This window comes from Devosia sp. MDV22-iso42 (assembly GCF_058629155.1).
In genome coordinates this window covers 1,084,785-1,103,340 of record NZ_JBZVWR010000006.1, presented here as the reverse complement: position 1 = coordinate 1,103,340, position 18,556 = coordinate 1,084,785, and the positions used below count along the sequence as shown (strand labels likewise).

The 18,556-nt window shown below is 66.4% G+C and carries 30 protein-coding genes; 25 read left to right on the top strand and 5 right to left on the bottom strand.

What is annotated here, in order from left to right:
* Positions 1-30: 30 nt before the first annotated feature.
* On the bottom strand, positions 31-348 hold the full coding sequence (locus AC4NN3_RS06945; RefSeq protein ID WP_491926344.1) for a hypothetical protein: 318 nt from the start codon (positions 346-348) through the stop codon (positions 31-33).
* 227 nt (positions 349-575) lie between these two features.
* Positions 576-851: a KTSC domain-containing protein gene (locus tag AC4NN3_RS06940; RefSeq protein ID WP_491926343.1), complete on the bottom strand. Its 276-nt coding sequence runs from the start codon at positions 849-851 to the stop codon at positions 576-578.
* A gap of 99 nt (positions 852-950) precedes the next feature.
* On the opposite strand from AC4NN3_RS06940, the gene AC4NN3_RS06935 reads away from it, so the two are divergent.
* The 5 genes from AC4NN3_RS06935 (at position 951) to AC4NN3_RS06915 (ending at position 4,263) form a co-directional block, all read left to right on the top strand.
* Entirely contained in the window at positions 951-1,364 is a 414-nt protein-coding gene (locus tag AC4NN3_RS06935; protein ID WP_491926342.1) for a hypothetical protein, read from the top strand.
* The gene (locus AC4NN3_RS06930; protein WP_491926341.1) at positions 1,339-2,613 is read left to right on the top strand and encodes a DNA-packaging protein; all 1,275 of its coding nucleotides are present in this window, start codon (positions 1,339-1,341) and stop codon (positions 2,611-2,613) included. The genes AC4NN3_RS06935 and AC4NN3_RS06930 overlap by 26 nt, the downstream gene beginning before the upstream one ends.
* Before the next feature lie 73 nt (positions 2,614-2,686).
* Positions 2,687-2,917, top strand: a complete 231-nt coding sequence (locus AC4NN3_RS06925) for a hypothetical protein (RefSeq protein WP_491926340.1) — start codon at positions 2,687-2,689, stop codon at positions 2,915-2,917.
* On the top strand, positions 2,914-3,039 hold the full coding sequence (locus AC4NN3_RS06920; protein WP_491926339.1) for a hypothetical protein: 126 nt from the start codon (positions 2,914-2,916) through the stop codon (positions 3,037-3,039). Before AC4NN3_RS06925 ends, AC4NN3_RS06920 begins: the two co-directional genes overlap by 4 nt.
* Positions 3,040-3,108: 69 nt before the next feature.
* Complete coding sequence (locus AC4NN3_RS06915) at positions 3,109-4,263, top strand: phage portal protein (protein ID WP_491926338.1); 1,155 nt, start codon at positions 3,109-3,111, stop codon at positions 4,261-4,263.
* Here the strand turns inward: AC4NN3_RS06915 and AC4NN3_RS06910 are convergent.
* The 3 genes from AC4NN3_RS06910 to AC4NN3_RS06900 are packed head-to-tail and all read right to left on the bottom strand — an operon-like array spanning position 4,260 to position 4,921.
* Complete coding sequence (locus tag AC4NN3_RS06910) at positions 4,260-4,436, bottom strand: hypothetical protein (RefSeq protein ID WP_491926337.1); 177 nt, start codon at positions 4,434-4,436, stop codon at positions 4,260-4,262. The two genes, AC4NN3_RS06915 and AC4NN3_RS06910, sit on opposite strands and share 4 nt — an antisense overlap.
* Before the next feature lie 7 nt (positions 4,437-4,443).
* Positions 4,444-4,704 (bottom strand): DUF2442 domain-containing protein, encoded by a 261-nt coding sequence (locus AC4NN3_RS06905; protein ID WP_491926336.1) that lies wholly within the window; start codon positions 4,702-4,704, stop codon positions 4,444-4,446.
* The gene (locus AC4NN3_RS06900) at positions 4,679-4,921 is read right to left on the bottom strand and encodes a DUF4160 domain-containing protein (protein WP_491926335.1); all 243 of its coding nucleotides are present in this window, start codon (positions 4,919-4,921) and stop codon (positions 4,679-4,681) included. The genes AC4NN3_RS06905 and AC4NN3_RS06900 overlap by 26 nt, the downstream gene beginning before the upstream one ends.
* Before the next feature lie 45 nt (positions 4,922-4,966).
* Here AC4NN3_RS06900 and AC4NN3_RS06895 point away from each other — a divergent pair, with 45 nt between their 5' ends.
* The 20 genes from AC4NN3_RS06895 to AC4NN3_RS06800 all read left to right on the top strand — a co-directional run bounded on the left by AC4NN3_RS06895 (position 4,967) and on the right by AC4NN3_RS06800 (position 18,415).
* Entirely contained in the window at positions 4,967-5,155 is a 189-nt protein-coding gene (locus AC4NN3_RS06895) for a hypothetical protein (RefSeq protein ID WP_046170283.1), read from the top strand.
* Between the two features lie 4 nt (positions 5,156-5,159).
* Entirely contained in the window at positions 5,160-5,288 is a 129-nt protein-coding gene (locus AC4NN3_RS06890; RefSeq protein WP_491926334.1) for a hypothetical protein, read from the top strand.
* Positions 5,288-5,776, top strand: coding sequence for an HK97 family phage prohead protease (locus AC4NN3_RS06885; protein WP_491926333.1), 489 nt, complete (start codon positions 5,288-5,290; stop codon positions 5,774-5,776). Before AC4NN3_RS06890 ends, AC4NN3_RS06885 begins: the two co-directional genes overlap by 1 nt.
* Before the next feature lie 10 nt (positions 5,777-5,786).
* A complete protein-coding gene (locus AC4NN3_RS06880; RefSeq protein ID WP_491926332.1) occupies positions 5,787-7,007 on the top strand; it encodes a phage major capsid protein in 1,221 nt (406 codons plus the stop codon).
* A gap of 217 nt (positions 7,008-7,224) precedes the next feature.
* Positions 7,225-7,791: a head-tail connector protein gene (locus AC4NN3_RS06875; RefSeq protein WP_491926331.1), complete on the top strand. Its 567-nt coding sequence runs from the start codon at positions 7,225-7,227 to the stop codon at positions 7,789-7,791.
* Positions 7,788-8,129: a phage head closure protein gene (locus AC4NN3_RS06870; RefSeq protein WP_491926330.1), complete on the top strand. Its 342-nt coding sequence runs from the start codon at positions 7,788-7,790 to the stop codon at positions 8,127-8,129. The genes AC4NN3_RS06875 and AC4NN3_RS06870 overlap by 4 nt, the downstream gene beginning before the upstream one ends.
* 3 nt (positions 8,130-8,132) lie before the next feature.
* Positions 8,133-8,531 (top strand): DUF3168 domain-containing protein, encoded by a 399-nt coding sequence (locus tag AC4NN3_RS06865; protein WP_491926329.1) that lies wholly within the window; start codon positions 8,133-8,135, stop codon positions 8,529-8,531.
* A 135-nt stretch (positions 8,532-8,666) separates the two neighbouring features.
* Positions 8,667-9,080 (top strand): phage major tail protein, TP901-1 family, encoded by a 414-nt coding sequence (locus AC4NN3_RS06860; protein WP_491926328.1) that lies wholly within the window; start codon positions 8,667-8,669, stop codon positions 9,078-9,080.
* Positions 9,081-9,111: 31 nt separating this feature from the next.
* Positions 9,112-9,426, top strand: coding sequence for a gene transfer agent family protein (locus tag AC4NN3_RS06855; protein ID WP_491926327.1), 315 nt, complete (start codon positions 9,112-9,114; stop codon positions 9,424-9,426).
* On the top strand, positions 9,423-9,614 hold the full coding sequence (locus tag AC4NN3_RS06850; RefSeq protein ID WP_491926326.1) for a rcc01693 family protein: 192 nt from the start codon (positions 9,423-9,425) through the stop codon (positions 9,612-9,614). Before AC4NN3_RS06855 ends, AC4NN3_RS06850 begins: the two co-directional genes overlap by 4 nt.
* Positions 9,604-10,155, top strand: a complete 552-nt coding sequence (locus AC4NN3_RS06845; RefSeq protein WP_491926325.1) for a phage tail tape measure protein — start codon at positions 9,604-9,606, stop codon at positions 10,153-10,155. The genes AC4NN3_RS06850 and AC4NN3_RS06845 overlap by 11 nt, the downstream gene beginning before the upstream one ends.
* 36 nt (positions 10,156-10,191) lie before the next feature.
* Complete coding sequence (locus tag AC4NN3_RS06840; RefSeq protein WP_491926324.1) at positions 10,192-10,812, top strand: phage distal tail protein, Rcc01695 family; 621 nt, start codon at positions 10,192-10,194, stop codon at positions 10,810-10,812.
* Positions 10,809-11,699, top strand: coding sequence for a phage/gene transfer agent baseplate hub protein (locus AC4NN3_RS06835; RefSeq protein ID WP_491926323.1), 891 nt, complete (start codon positions 10,809-10,811; stop codon positions 11,697-11,699). The genes AC4NN3_RS06840 and AC4NN3_RS06835 overlap by 4 nt, the downstream gene beginning before the upstream one ends.
* Complete coding sequence (locus AC4NN3_RS06830; RefSeq protein ID WP_491926322.1) at positions 11,696-12,127, top strand: NlpC/P60 family protein; 432 nt, start codon at positions 11,696-11,698, stop codon at positions 12,125-12,127. Before AC4NN3_RS06835 ends, AC4NN3_RS06830 begins: the two co-directional genes overlap by 4 nt.
* A gap of 33 nt (positions 12,128-12,160) precedes the next feature.
* On the top strand, positions 12,161-15,913 hold the full coding sequence (locus tag AC4NN3_RS06825; protein WP_491926321.1) for a baseplate multidomain protein megatron: 3,753 nt from the start codon (positions 12,161-12,163) through the stop codon (positions 15,911-15,913).
* On the top strand, positions 15,906-16,670 hold the full coding sequence (locus AC4NN3_RS06820) for a glycoside hydrolase family 108 protein (protein WP_491926320.1): 765 nt from the start codon (positions 15,906-15,908) through the stop codon (positions 16,668-16,670). Before AC4NN3_RS06825 ends, AC4NN3_RS06820 begins: the two co-directional genes overlap by 8 nt.
* 161 nt (positions 16,671-16,831) lie before the next feature.
* Complete coding sequence (locus tag AC4NN3_RS06815; protein ID WP_491926319.1) at positions 16,832-17,053, top strand: hypothetical protein; 222 nt, start codon at positions 16,832-16,834, stop codon at positions 17,051-17,053.
* Entirely contained in the window at positions 17,046-17,357 is a 312-nt protein-coding gene (locus AC4NN3_RS06810) for a hypothetical protein (protein ID WP_491926318.1), read from the top strand. The genes AC4NN3_RS06815 and AC4NN3_RS06810 overlap by 8 nt, the downstream gene beginning before the upstream one ends.
* A gap of 79 nt (positions 17,358-17,436) precedes the next feature.
* Positions 17,437-17,730 (top strand): hypothetical protein, encoded by a 294-nt coding sequence (locus AC4NN3_RS06805; RefSeq protein WP_491926317.1) that lies wholly within the window; start codon positions 17,437-17,439, stop codon positions 17,728-17,730.
* Between the two features lie 25 nt (positions 17,731-17,755).
* Positions 17,756-18,415: a response regulator transcription factor gene (locus AC4NN3_RS06800; protein ID WP_491926316.1), complete on the top strand. Its 660-nt coding sequence runs from the start codon at positions 17,756-17,758 to the stop codon at positions 18,413-18,415.
* Positions 18,416-18,556 lie beyond the last annotated feature (141 nt).

The following is an 18,556-nucleotide window of genomic DNA, read 5'->3' as shown; positions in this document are numbered from 1 at the left end:
GCAGTCGCCGGCTGCTGAACACCTGGCGCGTCACCGGATCTGTTTGATGCAGCCATGCTTGCCGATCTGGCCGTTTTCCACCAGGATGAGCAGGTTCTCCCGGCCGATAAAATACTGCTTCCCGTTATCGAAATTGAGGACGTTGAGCGACGGATCATACTGGTAGCTGCGTTGCTGGCCCGCGCCATCGATATAGGTCGAGGCGCTGTCGATCTGGAATGAGCCGGTGATCTGCCCGTTGTTGCGGCAGACATAATCGCCCTCCTTGAGGGGGCTTTTCTGCGCAGCCGCAGGCATGGCCAGACTGCAGGAGGCCACCACGGCCAGGGCAATCGTCAAAACTCTCATCCATTTCCTCCTTGCAGGCTTGCCGGGATTCCGAAAGGCGCCTGCCGGGCTGAGCCTATGCAAGGGCCTTTGATCTTGTCTAATCAATATGTCGGCGCGGCCGTGGCAAGTGCCGAATATCCGTGCTGTACCGCGCCTTGCCGCGATCCAGGGCGCCTCGGGCCCTGGCGTGGACGGCTTTTTTCGAACCTCACTTATCCATCTTATCCCCGCGTCACGCCGGCATGCTAATGTTCAGGCACAGTCGCAGAAGTGGGTGAAGAACCCGGATGCAAAGCCCGCCAGCGGCGGTTGCGCAGCGGCGATGCATCGGCCAGCGCGCAGGCAAAGCGGTCGCGGATCGCCTGGTTGAAATACCGGCCGCGCGAGGGCGCGTCGCACAGGGCTTCATAGACCGCTTCGGGCACGTCGAAATAGGTATAGCGCCGGCCCGCCGGGCCGAACCAGATCGAGAGTTCGCGGCTTTCGGGCTGGTAGTGGATATGGGCGATGGCGGCGGACATCGGGGCTCTCCCAGGTGGACAGCTTTGCTGGGGAATCCGCGGCGGAGTCAGAGGGTTCCGCGACGCGGTGCCGGGGGGATTCACAAGTGAGTCATGGGCATGGATGACACAGCAAAGCCCAATGTGGACTGGGCGGCGGTGCAGATGGACTACGAGCAGAGCATCGGCACCTTGCCGCAGATATGCGCCCGCTTCGGCATCACCGAAGCGCAGCTGCGCTTCCGCCGCGAGCGCCATGGCTGGCAGATGCGCAATGACTGGAGCCTGCGGGTTGTCCCGTTGATCAATCGCATGATGCGGGTGCTGGACGGACAGGTCCGCGCCCTGGAGAAAGAAATGGACAAGCCGGTGGACAAGAATGCTGCCCTGCTGGGCACCATGACCAAGACGCTCGAAAAGCTGATCGAACTCGACAATGCGCAACAGGCCAAACGGCCGACCAAGCGCAAGGAAATGAGCGACATACGCAACAAGTTGGCGGCGCGAATTGAACAGCTCAAACAGCAGCGATGAGGTCGATGATGACGCCTACTGTGACAGGTTGCTGGACGCACTTGAGGAAACAGAGGCCATCTCCCTCTATTTCGAGTGGCCCCTTTGGGCAGAGGCGCCGCAGCGCGAACCCGATGGCGACTGGACGACCTGGCTGATGATTGGCGGCCGTGGTTCGGGCAAGACCAGGGCTGGCGCCGAATGGGTGCGGCAGCTGGCCCGCGAAGAGGTGACGCCTATCGCTTTGGTCGGCCAGACGATCACCGAGGCCATTGCAATCATGGTGCGCGGCGAGAGCGGGCTGCTGCGAGTGCATCCGCCCGATGAGCGGCCGCTGCTCAGGGACAACCGCCTGATCTGGCCCAATGGGGTCGAGGCCATGGTGCTTTCGGCGTCCAATCCGGAAGGTTTCCGGGGGCCGCAATTCGCGGCAGCGTGGAGCGATGAGGTCGGCAAATGGCCAAAGGCGGAAGCCGCCTGGGACAATCTCCAGTTCACCCTGCGATTGGGTACGCGGCCCAGGCAGATGGCAACCACGACGCCGCGGCCGACCAAGCTGATGCGGCGCCTGCTGGAGGATAGTCAGACAGCCGTAACGCGCATGAAAACCGATGATAACCGGTTTCTGGCGCGCGGTTTTCTCAAGGCCATCGTCGCCCGCTATCGCGGGACGATCCTGGGTCGCCAGGAGCTCGATGGCGAGCTGATCGACGATCTGCCCGGGGCGCTGTGGCAGCGGGGGATGTTTCATCGGCCGGCGGACGGCACCGTGGAGCGCATCGTCGTGGCGGTCGATCCGCCGGTGACCGGCAATGCTCGTTCCGACGCCTGCGGCATCATTGTCGCCGGGCGGCTGGGGGAGGGGGCGGTAGTGCTCGAGGATGCAACGCTCAAGCAGGTTCTGCCGCTCGACTGGGCGCGGCGCGCCGTGGCGGCCTTTCATGCCCACGAGGCTGACGCCATCGTGGTCGAGGTCAACCAGGGCGGCGACCTGGTGCGCGGGGTGATCGACCAGGTCGATGCCAGCGTGCCGGTGCGGTCGGTGCGCGCCACGCGGGGCAAGTGGATGCGCGCCGAACCGGTCGCAGCGCTTTATGGCCGCGGCCTGGTGGCGCATGTGGCGGGGCTGACGGCGCTGGAAGACGAAATGTGCAGCTTCGGCGTCGACGGCCGAAGCGACGGCCATTCGCCGGACCGGGTCGATGCGCTGGTCTGGGCGGTGACAGAACTGCTGCTGGGCGGGGCCGGGCCGAGGGTGAGGGGGCTTTAGGGCAGGCCGGCTTCTGGACGACAACGCAGCCACTATGCCAACCTTGCTTGGCGCGCCAGCCCGAGCCCATGCGATGAGCCTGATCGAGAACGAACGGACCAAACTGTTGGCCAATGCCTTCGATCGCCTGTCCACCGCCTGTCTGACGGTGGGCTTGCTGGCGCCGATTGCGGCCGTGATCTACGGCGCGACGGGAGCGGCGATGCCGCTTTGGGCATTTGTGCTGATCTGTATCATTTGGTTTTCGGCAGCAATTGCACTACATTTAATTGCGCGTATTGTTCTCGGAGGGCTGAAATCGTGAGTTTTCTGGCCATCTATGCCTTTTACATCGCCCCTATCTTGCTCGTGGCAATCGCCGCCGCCGCGGCCTGGCTGCATCTGCGAAACCTCAAGCGCCGCGACCGGCAGCATCCGGCGGAATAGACCGCCCGATATCGTTGAACCCTTGAGCCCCGCGCATCCGCCCGGGGCTTTTGTTTTTTCGGAGACACCATGCCGAACTGGATCAACCGCCTGCTCGGCGGGCGCAGCAGCACGCCGCCCGAGCGCAAGGATTTTGCCGGGCACAGCCTGCTCAGCCTCAATCAGCTGGGCGCGGCCAATTGGAGCCATCGCGGCTTTGCCAGCCTGGTCAACCAGGGCTTTGCGCGTAACCCCGTCGTGTACCGCTGCGTGCGGCTGATCGCCGAGACCGCCAACCGCGTGCCGCTGGTAGTCAGCCAGAATGGTCAGCGCCTCGATGCCCATCCGCTGCTGAGCCTCCTCGGCCGGCCCAATGGGCGCCAATCGGGTGGGGAGCTGCTCGAGGCGGTCTATGCCTATCTGCAGACGGCGGGAAACGCCTATCTGCAGGCCGGCCTGGTCGATGGCGCGGTGCGCGGGCTGTTCTGCCTACGCCCCGATCGCATGAAGGTGGTGGCCGGCGCCGATGGCTGGCCCGTGGCCTATGACTATACCGCCGGCGGGCGCACGCAGCGCCTGAACCAGGACAGTGCGCCGCTGCCCAATGTGCTGCATCTGGCGCTGTTTCATCCGCTCGACGATCACTATGGCATGGGCCCGCTCGAGGCAGCCCAGACCAGCCTCGACATCCACAATGCCGCCGGGCAGTGGAACAAGGCGCTGCTCGACAACGCTGCCCGGCCCAGCGGCGCGTTGGTTTATTCGATGGCGGGCGGCAGCCTGACACAGGAGCAGTTCACCCGGCTCAAGGACGAGCTCGAAGCCAATTTCGTGGGGGCCGGCAATGCGGGGCGACCCATGGTGCTCGAAGGCGGGCTGGACTGGAAGACCATCGCGCTCAGTCCGCGCGACATGGATTTCATCGAGGCCAAGCACGCCGCCGCGCGCGATATCGCCTTGGCCTTCGGCGTGCCGCCCATGCTGCTGGGGATTCCGGGCGACAATACCTATGCCAACCTGGCCGAAGCCAACCGGGCGCTGTGGCGGCAGACGCTGATCCCGCTGGTGATCCGCGTCGCCGAGGAACTGAGCAACTGGCTGGCCCCGGCCTTTGACGGCGCGACGATTGCGCCTGACTTCGACGGGGTGGAGGCCCTGGCCGAGGACAGGGCGGCGCTGTGGGCGCGAGTGGGATCAGCGGAGTTTTTGAGCGACGCGGAGAAGCGGAGCATGCTGGGGATTTAGCCGCCTGGTAAGCCCGGCTCCATTGGGGGCAAGTGAACGAGCATAAAGGCCAGCGTCAGCAGCACACCGAGCGGCAGGGCGACTTTGTAGGCGCCCTTGGCAATTGCCACCAGCAGGACAGGGGCCGCGACGAACTCAAACATCAGAAGCAGCGCAACTGTCAGAATGTCCACCTCGGCTTTACGCCGCGCGGGTCTGGTGATGACCGGCCAGCAGGCCGCGCACGGAAATATCTTCGTCGATGGAGGGCCAGTGAATGCCTTCGCCACGGCCGATCAGCCGCCAATTGGCGCGGTCGATATCCGAGGCGTCGCGCAGGCGGGGAAACCACTCGACCGGGACGGAGAGCTCGCGGCCATCATCAAGGGTACCGCGCAGAACCGTGTCGCTGACCGCAACGTCAATGGCCAGCGGTTCAGTCTGTAGCGTCAAAGTGGTCATGCCATGCCTTCAGGAATTCATCTCGATGTTCGACGACCAGTCCCTGAACGGCGCCGAGCTCATGGGAGCGAATGCGTTGCGATGATGCCAGTTCTACCGGCTCAAGCCAATACTTGGCGAGCTTGTCGCCAAATTCAACTTGAACATGAGGCGGCTCGTCGTTCTCGTTGCTGAAGAAAAAGAAGCGATAGCCGTCAAGGCGAAGGATCGTGGGCATGTGCCGTCCCCAGAATGCGCCTCGACCAACGGAGAACTTTTCAACATGGACGAACTCACCAAGACCGTCATCGAGCGCGGTGACCTCGCGCATCTGGCGTTGTTCCTCTGGGCCAGTGGCGCCTCGGCGCTACTCGTTTGGAGCCTGCGTGAAATGGCCAAGGTGAATCAGCACTTCAATGACTTCGTGCAGGAGATTGCCAGTTTGAATCGCCTGTTCAGAAAGGATGATTAAGCCCATGGACAAAAAGCATAATTTCTCCAATGCGCAGCAGACCTTCCGGCAGTTTGCCTGGAACCTGGCGGGCACGCTGGCCAGCGCCAGGCCGGCTGGCAAGGCGGGGACCAGGCCGGCCGGGAAGCGCTGATGGCGAACCGAACCAGCGCCATTCCCATCGACGCGGACGGGCGCTTTTCCGGCTATGCCAGCCTGTTCAATACGCGTGACGCCAGCGGCGATGTGGTCATGCCGGGCGCGTTTGCCCAGAGCCTCAGCAAACGCCGGGCGCGCATCCGCCTGCTGTTCCAGCATGACCCGACCGAGCCGGTGGGGATCTGGGAGGCGATCGGCGAGGACAGTCGGGGACTCTATGTCGCCGGGCTCCTGGTGCCGGGCGTGCCGCGCGCCGATGCGCTGCGCCGGCTGATCGAGGCGCGGGCCATCGATGGCCTGTCGATCGGCTTTCGCACCGTCAAGGCGACGCGCTCCGGCGGCCAGCGCCAGCTCTGGCAGATCGACCTGTTCGAGGTCTCGATCGTGACCTTTCCCATGCTGGAGGACGCGCGCATCGCGCCCTTTGGCCTTGATACCGGCGCCGCCATCGCGGCTGCCACCCATACCATCCGCAAACCATAGGGATCTTTGCATGGCTACCACCAGTGACGGGCTTGAAACCAAGGCCGGCGCGCCGGGCGATATTGCCGGTCTGTTCGCCGAATTTTCCAGCGCCTTCGAGGAATTCAAGGCCACCAATGACCAGCGCCTGGGCGCGCTGGAAAAGCGCGGCAGCGCCGACGGGCTGCTCGAGGGCAAGCTCGACCGGCTCAATGCCGTGCTCGATGCCAACAAGAGTGCGATGGACCGCGCGCTGATCGACCGGGCTCGGCCGCTTCTGGATGGCAAGGCGGCTATGGCCGAGGGCGAATACAAGGCCAGCTTTGCCGCCTATGTGAAGCGCGGCGAGGAAAAGGCGCTCTCTACCGGCGTCAATGCCGATGGCGGCTTTGTCGTGCCGCCCGAAACCGAAACGGAAATCACCCAGCTGATGACGGCCGTGTCGCCGATCCGCGCCATTGCCGGCGTCCGACAGGTCTCGGGCGCGGTCTACAAGCGCCCCATATCGCTGACCGGGCCGGCCGTGGGCTGGGTGGGTGAAACCGAGGCGCGGCCGATCACCGGCTCGCCAACCCTGGCCGAGCTCAGCTACCCGACGATGGAACTCTATGCCATGCCGGCGGCGACGGCGAGCTTCCTCGAGGATGCTGCCGTCGATGTCGGCCAGTGGATTGCCGAGGAGGTCAATGCTGCTTTTGCCGCCCAGGAAACCACGGCCTTTGTCTCGGGCAATGGCACCAACAAGCCGACCGGCTTTCTCAACGCCACCAAGGTGGCGGAAGCCAGCTGGAGCTGGGGCAATCTGGGCTATATCGCCAGCGGCGCGGCCGGGGCGCTGCCCGCCAGCAATGCCAGCGACGTGCTGATCGACCTGGTCTATGCGCTCAAGGCCGGCTACCGGCAGAATGCCAGCTGGGTGATGAACCGCAAGGTGCAGGGCACGCTGCGCAAGCTCAAGGACGCCGATGGCAACTACCTCTGGCAGCCGGCGGCCACCGCGGACGGACGGGCCCGCTTCATGGGCTTCGACCTGGTCGAAGCCGAGGACATGCCCAATATCGCGGCCAATGCCTTTGCCATTGCCTTTGGCGATTTCAAGCGGGGCTACCTGATTGTCGACCGGCAGGGGGTGAGCGTGCTGCGCGACCCCTTCAGCGCCAAGCCCTATGTACTGTTCTACACCACCAAGCGCGTCGGCGGCGGGATTGCCGACTTCGACGCGATCAAGCTGCTCAAGTTCGCCACCTCGTAAGGGCCGTGATCCTGGCCAGCTGGAGCAGAGCCCCTGCGCTTCGGTGCTCACGTACCGCAACGTACGCTGCGCTCCGATGCTCGGTGCCCCACTCCATCTGACTCAGGCTGACGGCCCTGCCTTCGGCGGCGCCGTGCTCAGCTGACCCCAGTCGTCTCCCTCCACTGTGGGGAGGGAGCAAAGGTGGGTCAATGAACACCAACACAAGGCAAAAAACATGACATCCTATCTTCTGGCGGGGCCCGCCGGGGAGCCGGTTTCGCTTGCCCAGGCCAAGGCTTTTCTCAAGGTCGATGATAGTGCCGAGGACGCGCTCATCACGACGCTGATCGGGGCGGCGCGGCTGCATGTCGAGGGGGTGACGGGGCAGGCGCTGCTGGCGCAGAGCTGGCGCGTGGTGCTCGACGCCTGGCCGGCAGACCGCATGGTCAGGCTGCCGGTGACCCCGTTCATGGCGGTGACCGAAATTACCGCCTATGACGCGGCCGGCGGCGCGCATGACGTGCCGCTGGCCCAGTTCTTGAGCGCGCCGGATCGGCTGCTGCTACCGGCGACACTGGCCGGCATGCCGGCTTTGCGCGAGCGGCAGGGCATCGAGATCGACTATGTCGCCGGCTTCGGCACCGAGCCTGAGGATGTGCCGGCCGATATCGTCCAGGCGCTGCTGGTGCTGGTGGCCTATTGGCATGAGCACCGCGACGCGGTGATCATGGCGGGCTCGGGGGCGGTGGTGCCCTCCGGCTTTGACCGCCTGGTGGCCAATCACAAGCGGGTGCGGCTGTGAGCGAGACAGTCCCGCCTATCGGCACGCTGACCGACCGGGTGCAGCTCAAGCGCCGCGACATGACCAGCGAGCCGGGCGGCGGGCATGGCACGCTGTTCGTGCCGCTGACCAGCGTCTGGGCAAGGGTGCGCTCGCTTCGCGGCCGCCAGGGCACCAGCGCCGATGGCCGGGCCGTCGAGATTTCCCATGCCGTGGTGCTGCGCTTTCGCACCGACCTCAAGCCGGGCGACCGCATCCTCTATCGCGGCCGCAATCTCGACGTGGTCAGCGCCGCCGACCTCAATGGCCGGCGGGCTTATCTCAGCTGCGCCTGCAGCGAAACCAGCTTCACGGGTTAGGCCATGCATCCCATCAGCCTGCTGCAGACCGCTTTGGTCGCCGCGCTCAAGGCCGATCCGGCGCTGTTGGCGCTGACCGGGCCGGACGGCGTGTTCGACGCCGCCCCGACGGGCAGGGCGCCGCCCTATGTGGTGATCGCCCGGCATGATCTGCTCCCGCGCGACGGCGATGCCGCGCCGGGACACGAACACCGGCTGCAGCTGCACTGCTGGGGCGACCAACCCAGCCGCAGGCGGGCGCTCGACATGGCCGAGCGGGTGGTGGCGGTCAGCCTGGCGCTGAACGCACCGGGCCTGGTGCTGACGCTGCGCCTGCATGTGCGGACGGACACGCTGATCGACGAGGCCTCCGGCCTGGCCCGGGCGGCGGTGGCGATCAGGGTGTTCAGCGAGGCGGGTTAGGGGCCCATACCACTGACCGTCACCCTCGGGCCTGACTCGAGGGCACTTCACTTTACCAGCGCACCGCAAGTGCAGAGTCCTCGGGTCAAGCCCGAGGGTGACGACCGCGTTTGTCAAACCTTCGGAGATCATCTCATGGCCGCTCAAAGCGGCAGCAACATGCTGCTCAAGCTCGACCAGACCGGGTCGGGCAGTTTTCTGACCGTTGCCGGGCTGCGCACGCGGGCTCTGGCCTTCAACGCGGCCAGCGTCGACACCACCGACCAGGAAAGCGCCGGCCGCTGGCGCGAGCTGCTGGCCGGGGGCGGGGTCAAGCGGGCCGCGGTCTCCGGCTCGGGCGTGTTCAAGGACGCGGCGTCCGACGCGCAGATCCGCACGCTGTTCTTTGCCGGCACCATCCGCGACTGGCAGCTGATCCTGCCCGATTTCGGCACGGTGACCGGCCCGTTTCAAATCGTGGCGCTGGAATTTTCTGGCGACCATGCCGGGGAAGTGACCTTCGACCTGGCGCTGGAAAGCGCCGGGGCGATCAGCTTTGCAGCGATCTGAACGAAGCCGTTTTAATCTAGGGGACAAGACCATGGCGATTAGCCAACGCGGGGAAATCGATGCTGTCATTGGCGGCGAGACGCTGGTGCTGTGCCTGACGCTGGGGGCGCTGGCGGAGCTGGAAAGCCGGCTGCAGGCCGGCGATCTGGTGGGGCTGGCCGAGCGCTTTGCCGGCGGGCGGATCTCGGCCCGCGACCTCACCGCCATTCTGGGCGCCGGGCTGCGCGGCGGCGGCAATCCCATCAGCGATGACGACCTGGCGCGGCTCAGCATCGAGGGCGGGCTCAAGGGCGCCGCCGAGATCGCTGCCCGCCTGCTCAAGGCGACCTTTGGAGAGACGCCATGACCCCGTTTCCCTGGGCATCAGCGATGCAGTTCGGCCTGGGCGTGCTGCGCCTGCCGCCGCGCCAGTTCTGGGCGATGACGCCGCGCGAGCTGGCTTCCGCCTGGGGCGCGGTACTGGGTGCTTCCACCAGCCCGCTGCAGCGCCGCGACCTCGAAACCATGATGGAGCGCTTTCCCGATGGCCGATAACCTGTTTGGCACCAGTCTCAGCGACGAGCTCGACGGCGTCTCGCTGGAGCTCGAACGCATCGGCGACCTCGCCGACAGCGTATCACGGTCGATCAGCCGGGCCTTTGCCGGGGCACTCAGCGATGGCAAGTCGCTCAAATCCCTGCTCGGCGATATCGCCCGCAGCTTTGCCGATATTGCGCTCAAGGCGGCGATCAAGCCCTTTAGCGACCTGGTCGGCGGGCTGGTGAGCAACCTGTTTGCCGGAACCAGTCCCGCGCTCGGCACTGTCACACCCTTCGCCAAGGGCGGGGTGATCGCGACGCCGAGCTACTTCCCGCTGGGGCCCGGCCTCGGCCTTGCCGGGGAAAGCGGGCCGGAGGCGATCCTGCCGCTGGCCCGCGGCCCCGATGGCAGCCTCGGCGTCGCCGGCGGCAGCGGTCGGGGGATCAATGTGACCTTCAACGTGACGGCCACTGACGCGCGCAGCTTTGCGGCAAGCGAGGCGGAACTCAGCGCGATGCTCTTGCGGGCGGTGAGGCGGGGGTCGCGATCCAGCTGAATCCAGCGTGCGGGACCCACACAGGGAGACTTCAAAATGGCCTTTCATGCGATCCGCTTTCCGCTCGATGTGGCGCTGGGGGCGCGGGGTGGGCCCGAGCGCAAGACCGATGTGGTGACGCTGGCCGGCGGCGGCGAGCAGCGCAATGGGCGGTGGCAGCATTCGCGGCGGCGTTACAATGCCGGCTATGGCATCAAGTCGCGCGCCGATATGGCGGCGGTTCTGGCCTTTTTCGAGGAACGCCGCGGGCGGCTGCATGGCTTTTTGTGGCGCGATGGGCTGGATTTTTCCAGCGGCGGAAGCACGCCGACGCCGCTCGATCAAGCCATCGGCACGGGTAACGGTGCGCTGACCGTTTTCGCGCTGACCAAACGCTATGGCGCCAGTTTCGACCCCTATCTGCGGCCGATCACGCGGCCCGTGGCCGGCAGCGTGCGCGTGGCGGTGGCGGGGACGGAGCGAACCAGCGGCTGGAGCGTCGATGTGACCACTGGCCTCGTGAGCTTTGCCACGCCGCCGGGGGCGGGGCAGGCGGTCACGGCCGGGTTTTTGTTCGACGTGCCGGTGCGCTTCGATACCGATCGGCTCGACGTGGAACTGACCAGCTTTGACGGCGCCGAGGCGCCCAGCATTCCCCTGGTGGAGATCCTGCCATGAGAACCCTGGACCTCGGCCTCGCGGCGCATCTGGCACAGAGCGAGACCACGCTGTGTTTTTGCTGGAAACTGATCCGCACCGATGGCGTGGTGCTGGGCTTTACCGACCACGACCGGACCCTGCGCTTTGGCGAGCTGGATTTTGTCCCGGCCCATGGGCTCGATGGCGGCGCGGTGCCGGCGCGGCTGGGCCCGGAGGTCGAAACCAGCGAGGTGCTGGGCGTGCTGACGGCCGAGGCGATCAGCGAGGACGATATCCTGCTCGGACTTTATGATGGCGCCGCGGTGGAAACCTGGCGCGTCAACTGGGGCAATGTCAGCCAGCGCCTGCTGCTGCGGCGCGACACGATCGGCGAGATCACCCGCGAGGACGGCATCTTTCGCGCGGAGCTGCGCTCGGCCCAGCAGGGGCTCAATGCCACGCATGGCCGGCTCTATCAGAGCCTCTGCGATGCCGAACTGGGCGATGCGCGCTGCGGCGTGGCGCTGGCAGTGCCGGCACTGACCGGCCTGGCCATGGTGAGCGCGCTGGACGATCCCTATCGCCTCGTGGTCAGCGGGCTTTCGGGCTTTGCCGAGGGCTGGTTCGGCTTTGGCAAGGTGCAGTGGAGCAGCGGCAGGCGCAGCGGGCTAAGCGATGGCGTGGTCAGTCATGCCAGGGTCGGCGGCGCCGATATTTTGGGCTTTGCCCAGCGGGTCGGCGACTGGGTGGTGGTGGGCGATACGTTCAGCGTCACGGCCGGCTGCGACCGGCGCTTTGCCACCTGCCGCGACAGGTTGGCCAATGCCGTCAATTTCCGCGGCTTCCCGCATATTCCGGGCAGCGATTATGTGCTGCGCCACCCGCGCAATGGCGACGCCATGGACGGCAGGGCGGTGGTGAAATGAACCCCGATAGTGTGGTCGCGGCAGCGCGGGCCTTTCTGGGCACGCCCTATCGGCATCAGGCGGCCACGATGGGCGCCGGCTGCGATTGCCTGGGCTTGCTGCGCGGGGTGTGGCGCCAGCTTTATGGCCGTGAGCCCATGACGCCGCCGCCCTATCGCGCCGACCTGCGCGACCCGCTCAATGCCGGCGCCTTGCGCGCGGCGGCCGAGCGCTGGCTGGACGCCGAGAGCGGCCCATTTTCGGCGGGGCAGGTGGTGCTGTTCCGGCTGGGCAGCCTCGTCGATCCCAAGCATTGCGGCATCCTGGTCTCGCCGACCCGCTTCATCCATGCCCAGGAACGGCTGGGCGTGGTGGAGGCCAATCTGACCGAAGCCTGGGCGCGGCGCGTGGCCGGGCGGTTTTGTTTTCCCGATCAGCCGCGCGACTGAAGCCGGGCGGCATCGACAACCACAGGAACATCCATGGCTACTCTTGCACTCTCGCTGGCCGGGCAGGCGGTGGGTGGGCTGGTCGGGGGACCGATTGGCGCCACCATTGGCCGGGCGCTGGGGGCGCTGGCGGGCAGCGCCGTGGACAATGCGCTGTTTGGCGAAACGCAAACGGCCGAGCCGACCTATGCCGATATCCGCCTGCAGGGCTCGAGCGAGGGCGGGGCGGTGCCCCGGCTTTATGGCTGGAGCCGGCTCTCGGGCAATATCATCTGGGCGCGCGAGCTCGAACTGCTGGCCAGCAGCGAAAGCGCCGGAGCCAAGGGTTTTGGTAGCAGCCAGCAGCAAAGCCAGACCGAGGACGAGGTCGGCGCCAGCTTTGCCGTGGCCTTTTGCGAAGGCGAGGTGCACCGACTCGGGCGCATCTGGGCCGATGGGCAGCTTCTCGACCCGGCCGGGCTGACGCTGCGCTTCTATCGCGGTACGGAGGACCAACTGCCCGACGGGCTGATCGAGGCGACCCAGGGCACGGCGCCGGCCTATCGCGGGCTCTGCTATCTCGTCGTTGAGCTGCTGCCGCTGAGCCGCTTCGGCAACCGCATTCCCCAGCTTTCGGTCGAACTCTGCCGGGTGGTGGGCGACCTTGAGCGCGATATTCGCGCCGTGACACTGATCCCCGGCGCCACCGAATTCGGCTATGACCCGACGCCGCGCGTGCGGCTGGCCGGGCCGGGGGCAAGCGTGGGCGAGAATACCCATGTGCTCTCCCATGTCAGCGACTGGACCTGGTCGATCGACGAGCTGACCGCGCTCTGCCCCAATCTCACCCATGTGGCGCTGGTGGTCGCCTGGTTCGGAAACGATCTCCGCTGTGCCAACTGCGCCATCACCCCGCGCGTCGAGGGCGCCAGCCGGCCCATGCTCGACACCGACTGGTCGGTGGCCGGGCTGACGCGCGCCGATGTGCCCGTGGTCAGCTACCACAATGGCGGCCCGGCCTATGGCGGCACGCCGTCGGACAGCGCCGTGCTGGCCGCCATTGCCGATCTCAAGGCGCGCGGGCTCGGCGTCACGCTCTATCCGCTGGTGATGATGGATATCCCGGCCGGCAATGGTCTGCCCAACCCCTATGGCGGCACCGGGCAGGGCGCCTATCCCTGGCGCGGGCGGATCACCTGCCATCCGGCGCCGGGCCAGCCCGGCTCGCCTGACAAGAGCACGGCGGCGGCGAGTCAGGTGGCCAGCTTTGTCGCCGCCTATCGGCCCATGGTGCTGCATTATGCCGGGTTGGCCGCCGCGGCGGGGGGCGTCGACGCCTTCATCATCGGCTCGGAAATGGTGGGGCTGACGACCGTACGCGGCGCGGCCAACAGCTTTCCCTTCGTCAATGCCCTGGTCACCCTGGCCGCCGATGTACGGGCCATTGTCGGGCAGGCGACCAAGCTCACCTATGCCGCAGACTGGAGCGAGTATTCCGGCTATCAGAGCAATGGCGAAAAAATCTATCACCTCGACCCGCTCTGGGCCGCGCCGTCCGTCGATGCGGTGGGTATCGACAATTACATGCCGCTGGCCGACTGGCGCGATGGCAGCGGCCATGCCGATGCGGCGCTCTGGGCCAGCACGCATGACCGCGACTATCTGGCGGCCAATATTGCCGGCGGCGAGGGCTTTGACTGGTTTTATGCCAGTGCCGCCGACCGGCTGCAGCAGATCCGCACGCCGATCACCGATGGCGCCTATGGCGAGGCCTGGATCTGGCGCTTCAAGGATCTGCGCAACTGGTGGAGCCAGCCACACCATGACCGGCCCAATGGCACGCGCAGCGCCACCCCGACCGCGTGGCTGCCGGGCAGCAAGCCGATCTGGTTTACCGAGCTGGGCTGCGGCGCCGTCGACAAGGGCGCCAACCAGCCCAATATCTTTGGCGACGACAAGAGCGCCGAAAGCGGGCGGCCGTATTTTTCCACCGGCATGGCCGACCCGCTGATGCAGCGCCAGGCTTTGCGCGCCCACCAGGCGTTCTGGCGCGACCCGGCCAACAATCCCCCCGGCATGGTCGATGTCGCGCGGCTCTATCATTGGACCTGGGACGCGCGGCCCTGGCCTGCTTTTCCGGCGCTCACAGAGGTGTGGTCGGATGGCGCCAACCACCGCACCGGCCACTGGCTGACCGGGCGGCTGGGCGGGCTGGCCAGCGACGAACTGGCTGTCGCTTTGGCCGCCGAGCATGGTGTCTCGCTGACGGCCGAGGCGAGCCTGCCCTTCGTCAGCGGCTATACGTTGGGCACGGCCACCACCGGCGGCGCGGCGCTCGAGCCGCTGATCGCCGTGACGGGGCAGGGGCTGCGGCATGGCCCCGGCGGGTTGCATCTGGGCACGGCCAGCCGGCAGGCGGCCGTCACGCTGGACATCGAGCAGCTGGCGCAGGGCGAGGGCCCGGTGCTGAGCCGCCGCCGCGGCGATCCGGCGGAAAGACCGGGCCGGCTGGCGCTGAGCTTTGTCGACCGCGAGCGCGATTATCTCACCGGCACGGTGACGGCGATCACCGAAGCCGAGGGGCCGCTGGCGGGCGACAGCATGGCGCTGGTGCTCGACGGCGCCGCGGCAAGGCTGGCGGCCGAGCGCTTGCTCGATGGCCAGAGCGCCCGCCGCGAAACCCTGGAATTCGAGCTGCCGCCGGCGCAGCTGGCGCTGGAGCCCGGCGATGTCGTGGCGATCGCGGGGCTGGCCGAAGGCCCGTTCGAGATCACCGCCATCAATGATCGCCTGACCCGAAAAGTGACGGCGCAGACACTGCGGGCGCAAACGGCCATGGCGGTGGGCGGCGATCGCCCGCCGCGCGGCGGCAGCGACACAGCCGTGCGCGCCGTGCCGCTGCTGGCTCTGGCGCAGCTACCGCCGCTGCCCGGTGAACCGGGCCGCGCGCGGCTGGCGCTGGCCGGCTATGCCCAGCCCTGGCCCGGCGCGCTGCAACTGGTGGACGAGACGACCGGGACCAATTTGGCAAGCCTCGAGCGGCGCGGCGACTTGGGTGTGCTGGCGACGCTGCTGGCAGCTGGGCCGCGCGCAGTCTGGGATCGCGGGCCGGGCGTCGAGGTGACATTGCATGCCGGGCACCTGGCATCGGCGGAAGACCTCGCCGTGCTGGCCGGTAGCAACCGGCTGGCCGTCGAGACCGACGAGGGCGCCTGGGAGGTGATCGGCTTTGCCGCGGCCGCGCTGGTCGCGCCGGGGCGCTATCGGTTGACCTTCTTGCTGCGTGGCCTCGAGGGTACCGGGCCGGCCATCGGCCCGGCCGCCATCGGCGCCAGGGTCATGCTGCTCGATAGCCGGGTCGTCACCCTGCCCGTGGAAACGGCCTGGCTGGGCGAGACGCGGGCGCTGCGGCTCTATGCCGGCAGCACCGACCTGGTCGGCACGGCGCTGACCCTCGCGGTCGATCCGGGCCCGACTTTGCCGTTGCCGCCGGTGCATCTGCGGGCCCGGCGCGAGGCCAATGGCGACATTGCCCTGACCTGGACGCGGGTGAGCCGGGCCGATGGCGATGGCTGGGGCCTGGCCGATGCACCGCTCGAGCATGTGCCCGAGGCCTATCGGCTGACCATTCTCCACGGCGTCGCCGTCAAGCGCGTCGTGGAGACGGCGTTGCCGCAAGCCGTCTATCCCGCTGCCGACCAGCTGCTCGATTTCGGCAGCCTGCCTGGCGCCTTCAGCTTTTCGGTGGCCCAGCTCAGCCCGGTGCTGGGCGCGGGGCCTGCTGCTTCAGGAGATTTTGATGGCTAGAACCCGCTTCGACATCTGTCTGGACGCGGTGCTGCTTCATGAAGGCGGCTATGCCGACCATCCCAGCGATCCCGGCGGCGCCACCAATCTGGGCATTACCCGCAAGACGCTGGCGCGCTGGCGGCAGATCTCGCCCTGGTGGGCGCTGCCCAAAAGCGCGGTGCAGCAATTGCAGCGGGACGAGGCGGCGCGCGTTTATCAGGCCAGCTATTGGGAGGTGAGCAAGGCGGGGCAACTGCCGGCCGGACTCGACCTGGCGCTGTTCGATTTCGCCGTCAATTCCGGCCCGGCCCGCGCCGTGGCCACGCTGCAGGCCGAACTGGGCGTGGCAACGGACGGCGTCATCGGCCCGCTGACGCTGGCGGCGATTGCCAGCCGCGTCGCCCGCGAGGGCGCGGCCGGGCTGATCGGCGCGCTCTGCGACAGACGCCTCGGTTTTCTCAACCGGCTCACGACCTTTGCCACCTTCGGCAAGGGCTGGTCAGCCCGCGTTGCATCCGTCCGCGCGTCCGCCTTGCTGGCCGCCGCCACGACCGCATCCCCATCCAAACCCGATCAATGGAGCTCGATCATGGATATTTTGAGTGGCTACAAGACCTATATCACCGCCGGCTTCATGCTGCTGGCCGGCCTCGCCCAAGTACTGGGTATCGACCTGCCGGCGCTCGACAGCGGCTCGGCCGGGCACCTGATCATGGAATCCCTGGCGGTGATCTTCCTGCGCCAGGGGCTCAAGGGGGATATCGCCCGGGCGTGACGTAGCCTTGCATTGTGGCCGGTGGGAACGATATTCTGCTCCACCGGCCTGGTCCCGGCAACGTCCCCGCAGACTTGACGGAATTTCAAGTAGATTAACTGCTCCAGCCTTGACGGTTTTTTGTAATGCCGGCGAAAACTTGACGGCTGGAGGGCTGTTACATGAACGAAACTGAAATAGAACAGCTCAAGAAGAAGGTTGATCTTCTGGAGGGCGCGGTGTTGTCGACCGCCGGCGCCCTTGTCGATGTTCAGTTCGTGATTGCCGATATTCGCGCAGCGGCCTCAGTGCCTGAAACACCCGAACTGGCGGCCAGCATAGACGCGCTAACACAGCGGATGGAAAAGCTCATAGGTAACCTTGAGGCAGCCGTTCATGCCTGAAACCGCTGATGTCGCGCTGGGGCTTCTGAAGAAGCGTTTGGCAGAACTCGCTACCGAGAACGATCGGCTCTTGAATGCAGGCGGTGGCGGTGGCACATCTGATGGCATGGAAGCCAGAGTCAAACGCTTCGAAGATGATGGGAAAGAGCTCCGATCGGACCTCAAAACCATTATGCGCGACCTTTCCGAGATCAAGGGGCGGGTCAATGCCATGCCGACCACCTGGCAGATGGTCAGCTTTGTCATCGCGCTCTGTGTAGCGCTGTTCGGCTACATTCGCTTCGGCTTGGGGCTTGGCGGCTAGCGATGGCGGCCGCAATGGATCGTTGTTTGCTGACGCTCCATTCATGTCCCATTCAGCAATGCTGCCCTAGATTGCGCTCATGAAAACACTGTTCCCCCTCCGTCCGGCCCCGCTTGCATTGGCGCTGGCGCTTGCTTTGCTGGGTTCTGGCGCGGCGCAGGCGCAGGCCTGCCTCGACAATCGGCAGATCCAGGAGGCGGTGGCCTCCGGCCAGATCATGTCGCTCGATGCCGTGCTGGCCTCGGCCGGCATCGACGGCAGCGCCAAGGTGCTCAATGTCGCCGTGTGTGACGAGGGTGGGCGTCTCGTCTACCATATCGGCGTGCTGGCCGCTTCCGGGGAAGCCCAGAACCTGGTGCTGAGCGCCCAATAGACCAAGCCAAAGCCGGGGGTCGGACATGCGCATTCTCGTTGTCGAAGACGACATCAACCTCAATCGCCAGCTCAAGGACGCCCTGACCGAGGGTGGCTATGCCGTCGACGTGGCCTTTGACGGCGAGGAGGGGCACTATCTCGGTGAGACCGAACCCTATGACGCCGTGGTGCTCGATATCGGCCTGCCGCAGATGGATGGTATCTCGGTGCTTGAAGCCTGGCGCCGCGCCGGCAAGACCATGCCGGTGCTGCTGCTGACCGCGCGCGACCGCTGGAGCGACAAGGTGCAGGGGATCGATGCCGGCGCCGACGACTATGTCGCCAAGCCCTTCCACATGGAAGAAGTGCTGGCCCGCATCCGCGCTCTGGTGCGCCGCGCCGCGGGCCTGGCCTCCAATGAAATTGTCTCCGGCAGCGTCCGGCTCGACGCCCGTTCGGGCAAGGTGACGGTCGACGGCCAGTCGGTGAAGCTGACCAGCCACGAACTGCGTCTGCTCACCTATCTGATGCACCACAAGGGCAAGGTGATCTCCCGTACCGAACTGACCGAACACCTCTACGACCAGGATTTCGACCGCGACAGCAACACCATCGAGGTCTTTGTCGGCCGCCTGCGCAAGAAGCTGCCCGAGGACTGCATCCAGACCGTGCGGGGCATGGGCTACCAGATCGCGGACGATTGAGGATGGGCCGATATTTGGATGAGGTCGGCCTGCAAGCGGCGGGTTTCTGCGCTTCCGGTGCTCACATAGGCGAACCTATGCTGCGCCATAGCCCTGCGAGCGTAGCTCTCCGGGCGTTCTTCGCCATGAAGGTCCACTGGA

What these genes read in the sequence shown, in the direction of transcription:
- AC4NN3_RS06945 (WP_491926344.1), bottom strand. Translation starts at nt 348, where the DNA reads ATGAGAGTTTTGACGATTGCCCTGGCCGTGGTGGCCTCCTGCAGTCTG.
- AC4NN3_RS06940 (WP_491926343.1), bottom strand. Translation starts at nt 851, where the DNA reads ATGTCCGCCGCCATCGCCCATATCCACTACCAGCCCGAAAGCCGCGAA.
- AC4NN3_RS06935 (WP_491926342.1), top strand. Translation starts at nt 951, where the DNA reads ATGGATGACACAGCAAAGCCCAATGTGGACTGGGCGGCGGTGCAGATG.
- AC4NN3_RS06925 (WP_491926340.1), top strand. Translation starts at nt 2,687, where the DNA reads ATGAGCCTGATCGAGAACGAACGGACCAAACTGTTGGCCAATGCCTTC.
- AC4NN3_RS06915 (WP_491926338.1), top strand. Translation starts at nt 3,109, where the DNA reads ATGCCGAACTGGATCAACCGCCTGCTCGGCGGGCGCAGCAGCACGCCG.
- AC4NN3_RS06905 (WP_491926336.1), bottom strand. Translation starts at nt 4,704, where the DNA reads ATGACCACTTTGACGCTACAGACTGAACCGCTGGCCATTGACGTTGCG.
- AC4NN3_RS06900 (WP_491926335.1), bottom strand. Translation starts at nt 4,921, where the DNA reads ATGCCCACGATCCTTCGCCTTGACGGCTATCGCTTCTTTTTCTTCAGC.
- AC4NN3_RS06895 (WP_046170283.1), top strand. Translation starts at nt 4,967, where the DNA reads ATGGACGAACTCACCAAGACCGTCATCGAGCGCGGTGACCTCGCGCAT.
- AC4NN3_RS06890 (WP_491926334.1), top strand. Translation starts at nt 5,160, where the DNA reads ATGGACAAAAAGCATAATTTCTCCAATGCGCAGCAGACCTTCCGGCAG.
- AC4NN3_RS06885 (WP_491926333.1), top strand. Translation starts at nt 5,288, where the DNA reads ATGGCGAACCGAACCAGCGCCATTCCCATCGACGCGGACGGGCGCTTT.
- AC4NN3_RS06880 (WP_491926332.1), top strand. Translation starts at nt 5,787, where the DNA reads ATGGCTACCACCAGTGACGGGCTTGAAACCAAGGCCGGCGCGCCGGGC.
- AC4NN3_RS06875 (WP_491926331.1), top strand. Translation starts at nt 7,225, where the DNA reads ATGACATCCTATCTTCTGGCGGGGCCCGCCGGGGAGCCGGTTTCGCTT.
- AC4NN3_RS06865 (WP_491926329.1), top strand. Translation starts at nt 8,133, where the DNA reads ATGCATCCCATCAGCCTGCTGCAGACCGCTTTGGTCGCCGCGCTCAAG.
- AC4NN3_RS06860 (WP_491926328.1), top strand. Translation starts at nt 8,667, where the DNA reads ATGGCCGCTCAAAGCGGCAGCAACATGCTGCTCAAGCTCGACCAGACC.
- AC4NN3_RS06855 (WP_491926327.1), top strand. Translation starts at nt 9,112, where the DNA reads ATGGCGATTAGCCAACGCGGGGAAATCGATGCTGTCATTGGCGGCGAG.
- AC4NN3_RS06850 (WP_491926326.1), top strand. Translation starts at nt 9,423, where the DNA reads ATGACCCCGTTTCCCTGGGCATCAGCGATGCAGTTCGGCCTGGGCGTG.
- AC4NN3_RS06845 (WP_491926325.1), top strand. Translation starts at nt 9,604, where the DNA reads ATGGCCGATAACCTGTTTGGCACCAGTCTCAGCGACGAGCTCGACGGC.
- AC4NN3_RS06840 (WP_491926324.1), top strand. Translation starts at nt 10,192, where the DNA reads ATGGCCTTTCATGCGATCCGCTTTCCGCTCGATGTGGCGCTGGGGGCG.
- AC4NN3_RS06835 (WP_491926323.1), top strand. Translation starts at nt 10,809, where the DNA reads ATGAGAACCCTGGACCTCGGCCTCGCGGCGCATCTGGCACAGAGCGAG.
- AC4NN3_RS06830 (WP_491926322.1), top strand. Translation starts at nt 11,696, where the DNA reads ATGAACCCCGATAGTGTGGTCGCGGCAGCGCGGGCCTTTCTGGGCACG.
- AC4NN3_RS06825 (WP_491926321.1), top strand. Translation starts at nt 12,161, where the DNA reads ATGGCTACTCTTGCACTCTCGCTGGCCGGGCAGGCGGTGGGTGGGCTG.
- AC4NN3_RS06820 (WP_491926320.1), top strand. Translation starts at nt 15,906, where the DNA reads ATGGCTAGAACCCGCTTCGACATCTGTCTGGACGCGGTGCTGCTTCAT.
- AC4NN3_RS06815 (WP_491926319.1), top strand. Translation starts at nt 16,832, where the DNA reads ATGAACGAAACTGAAATAGAACAGCTCAAGAAGAAGGTTGATCTTCTG.
- AC4NN3_RS06810 (WP_491926318.1), top strand. Translation starts at nt 17,046, where the DNA reads ATGCCTGAAACCGCTGATGTCGCGCTGGGGCTTCTGAAGAAGCGTTTG.
- AC4NN3_RS06805 (WP_491926317.1), top strand. Translation starts at nt 17,437, where the DNA reads ATGAAAACACTGTTCCCCCTCCGTCCGGCCCCGCTTGCATTGGCGCTG.
- AC4NN3_RS06800 (WP_491926316.1), top strand. Translation starts at nt 17,756, where the DNA reads ATGCGCATTCTCGTTGTCGAAGACGACATCAACCTCAATCGCCAGCTC.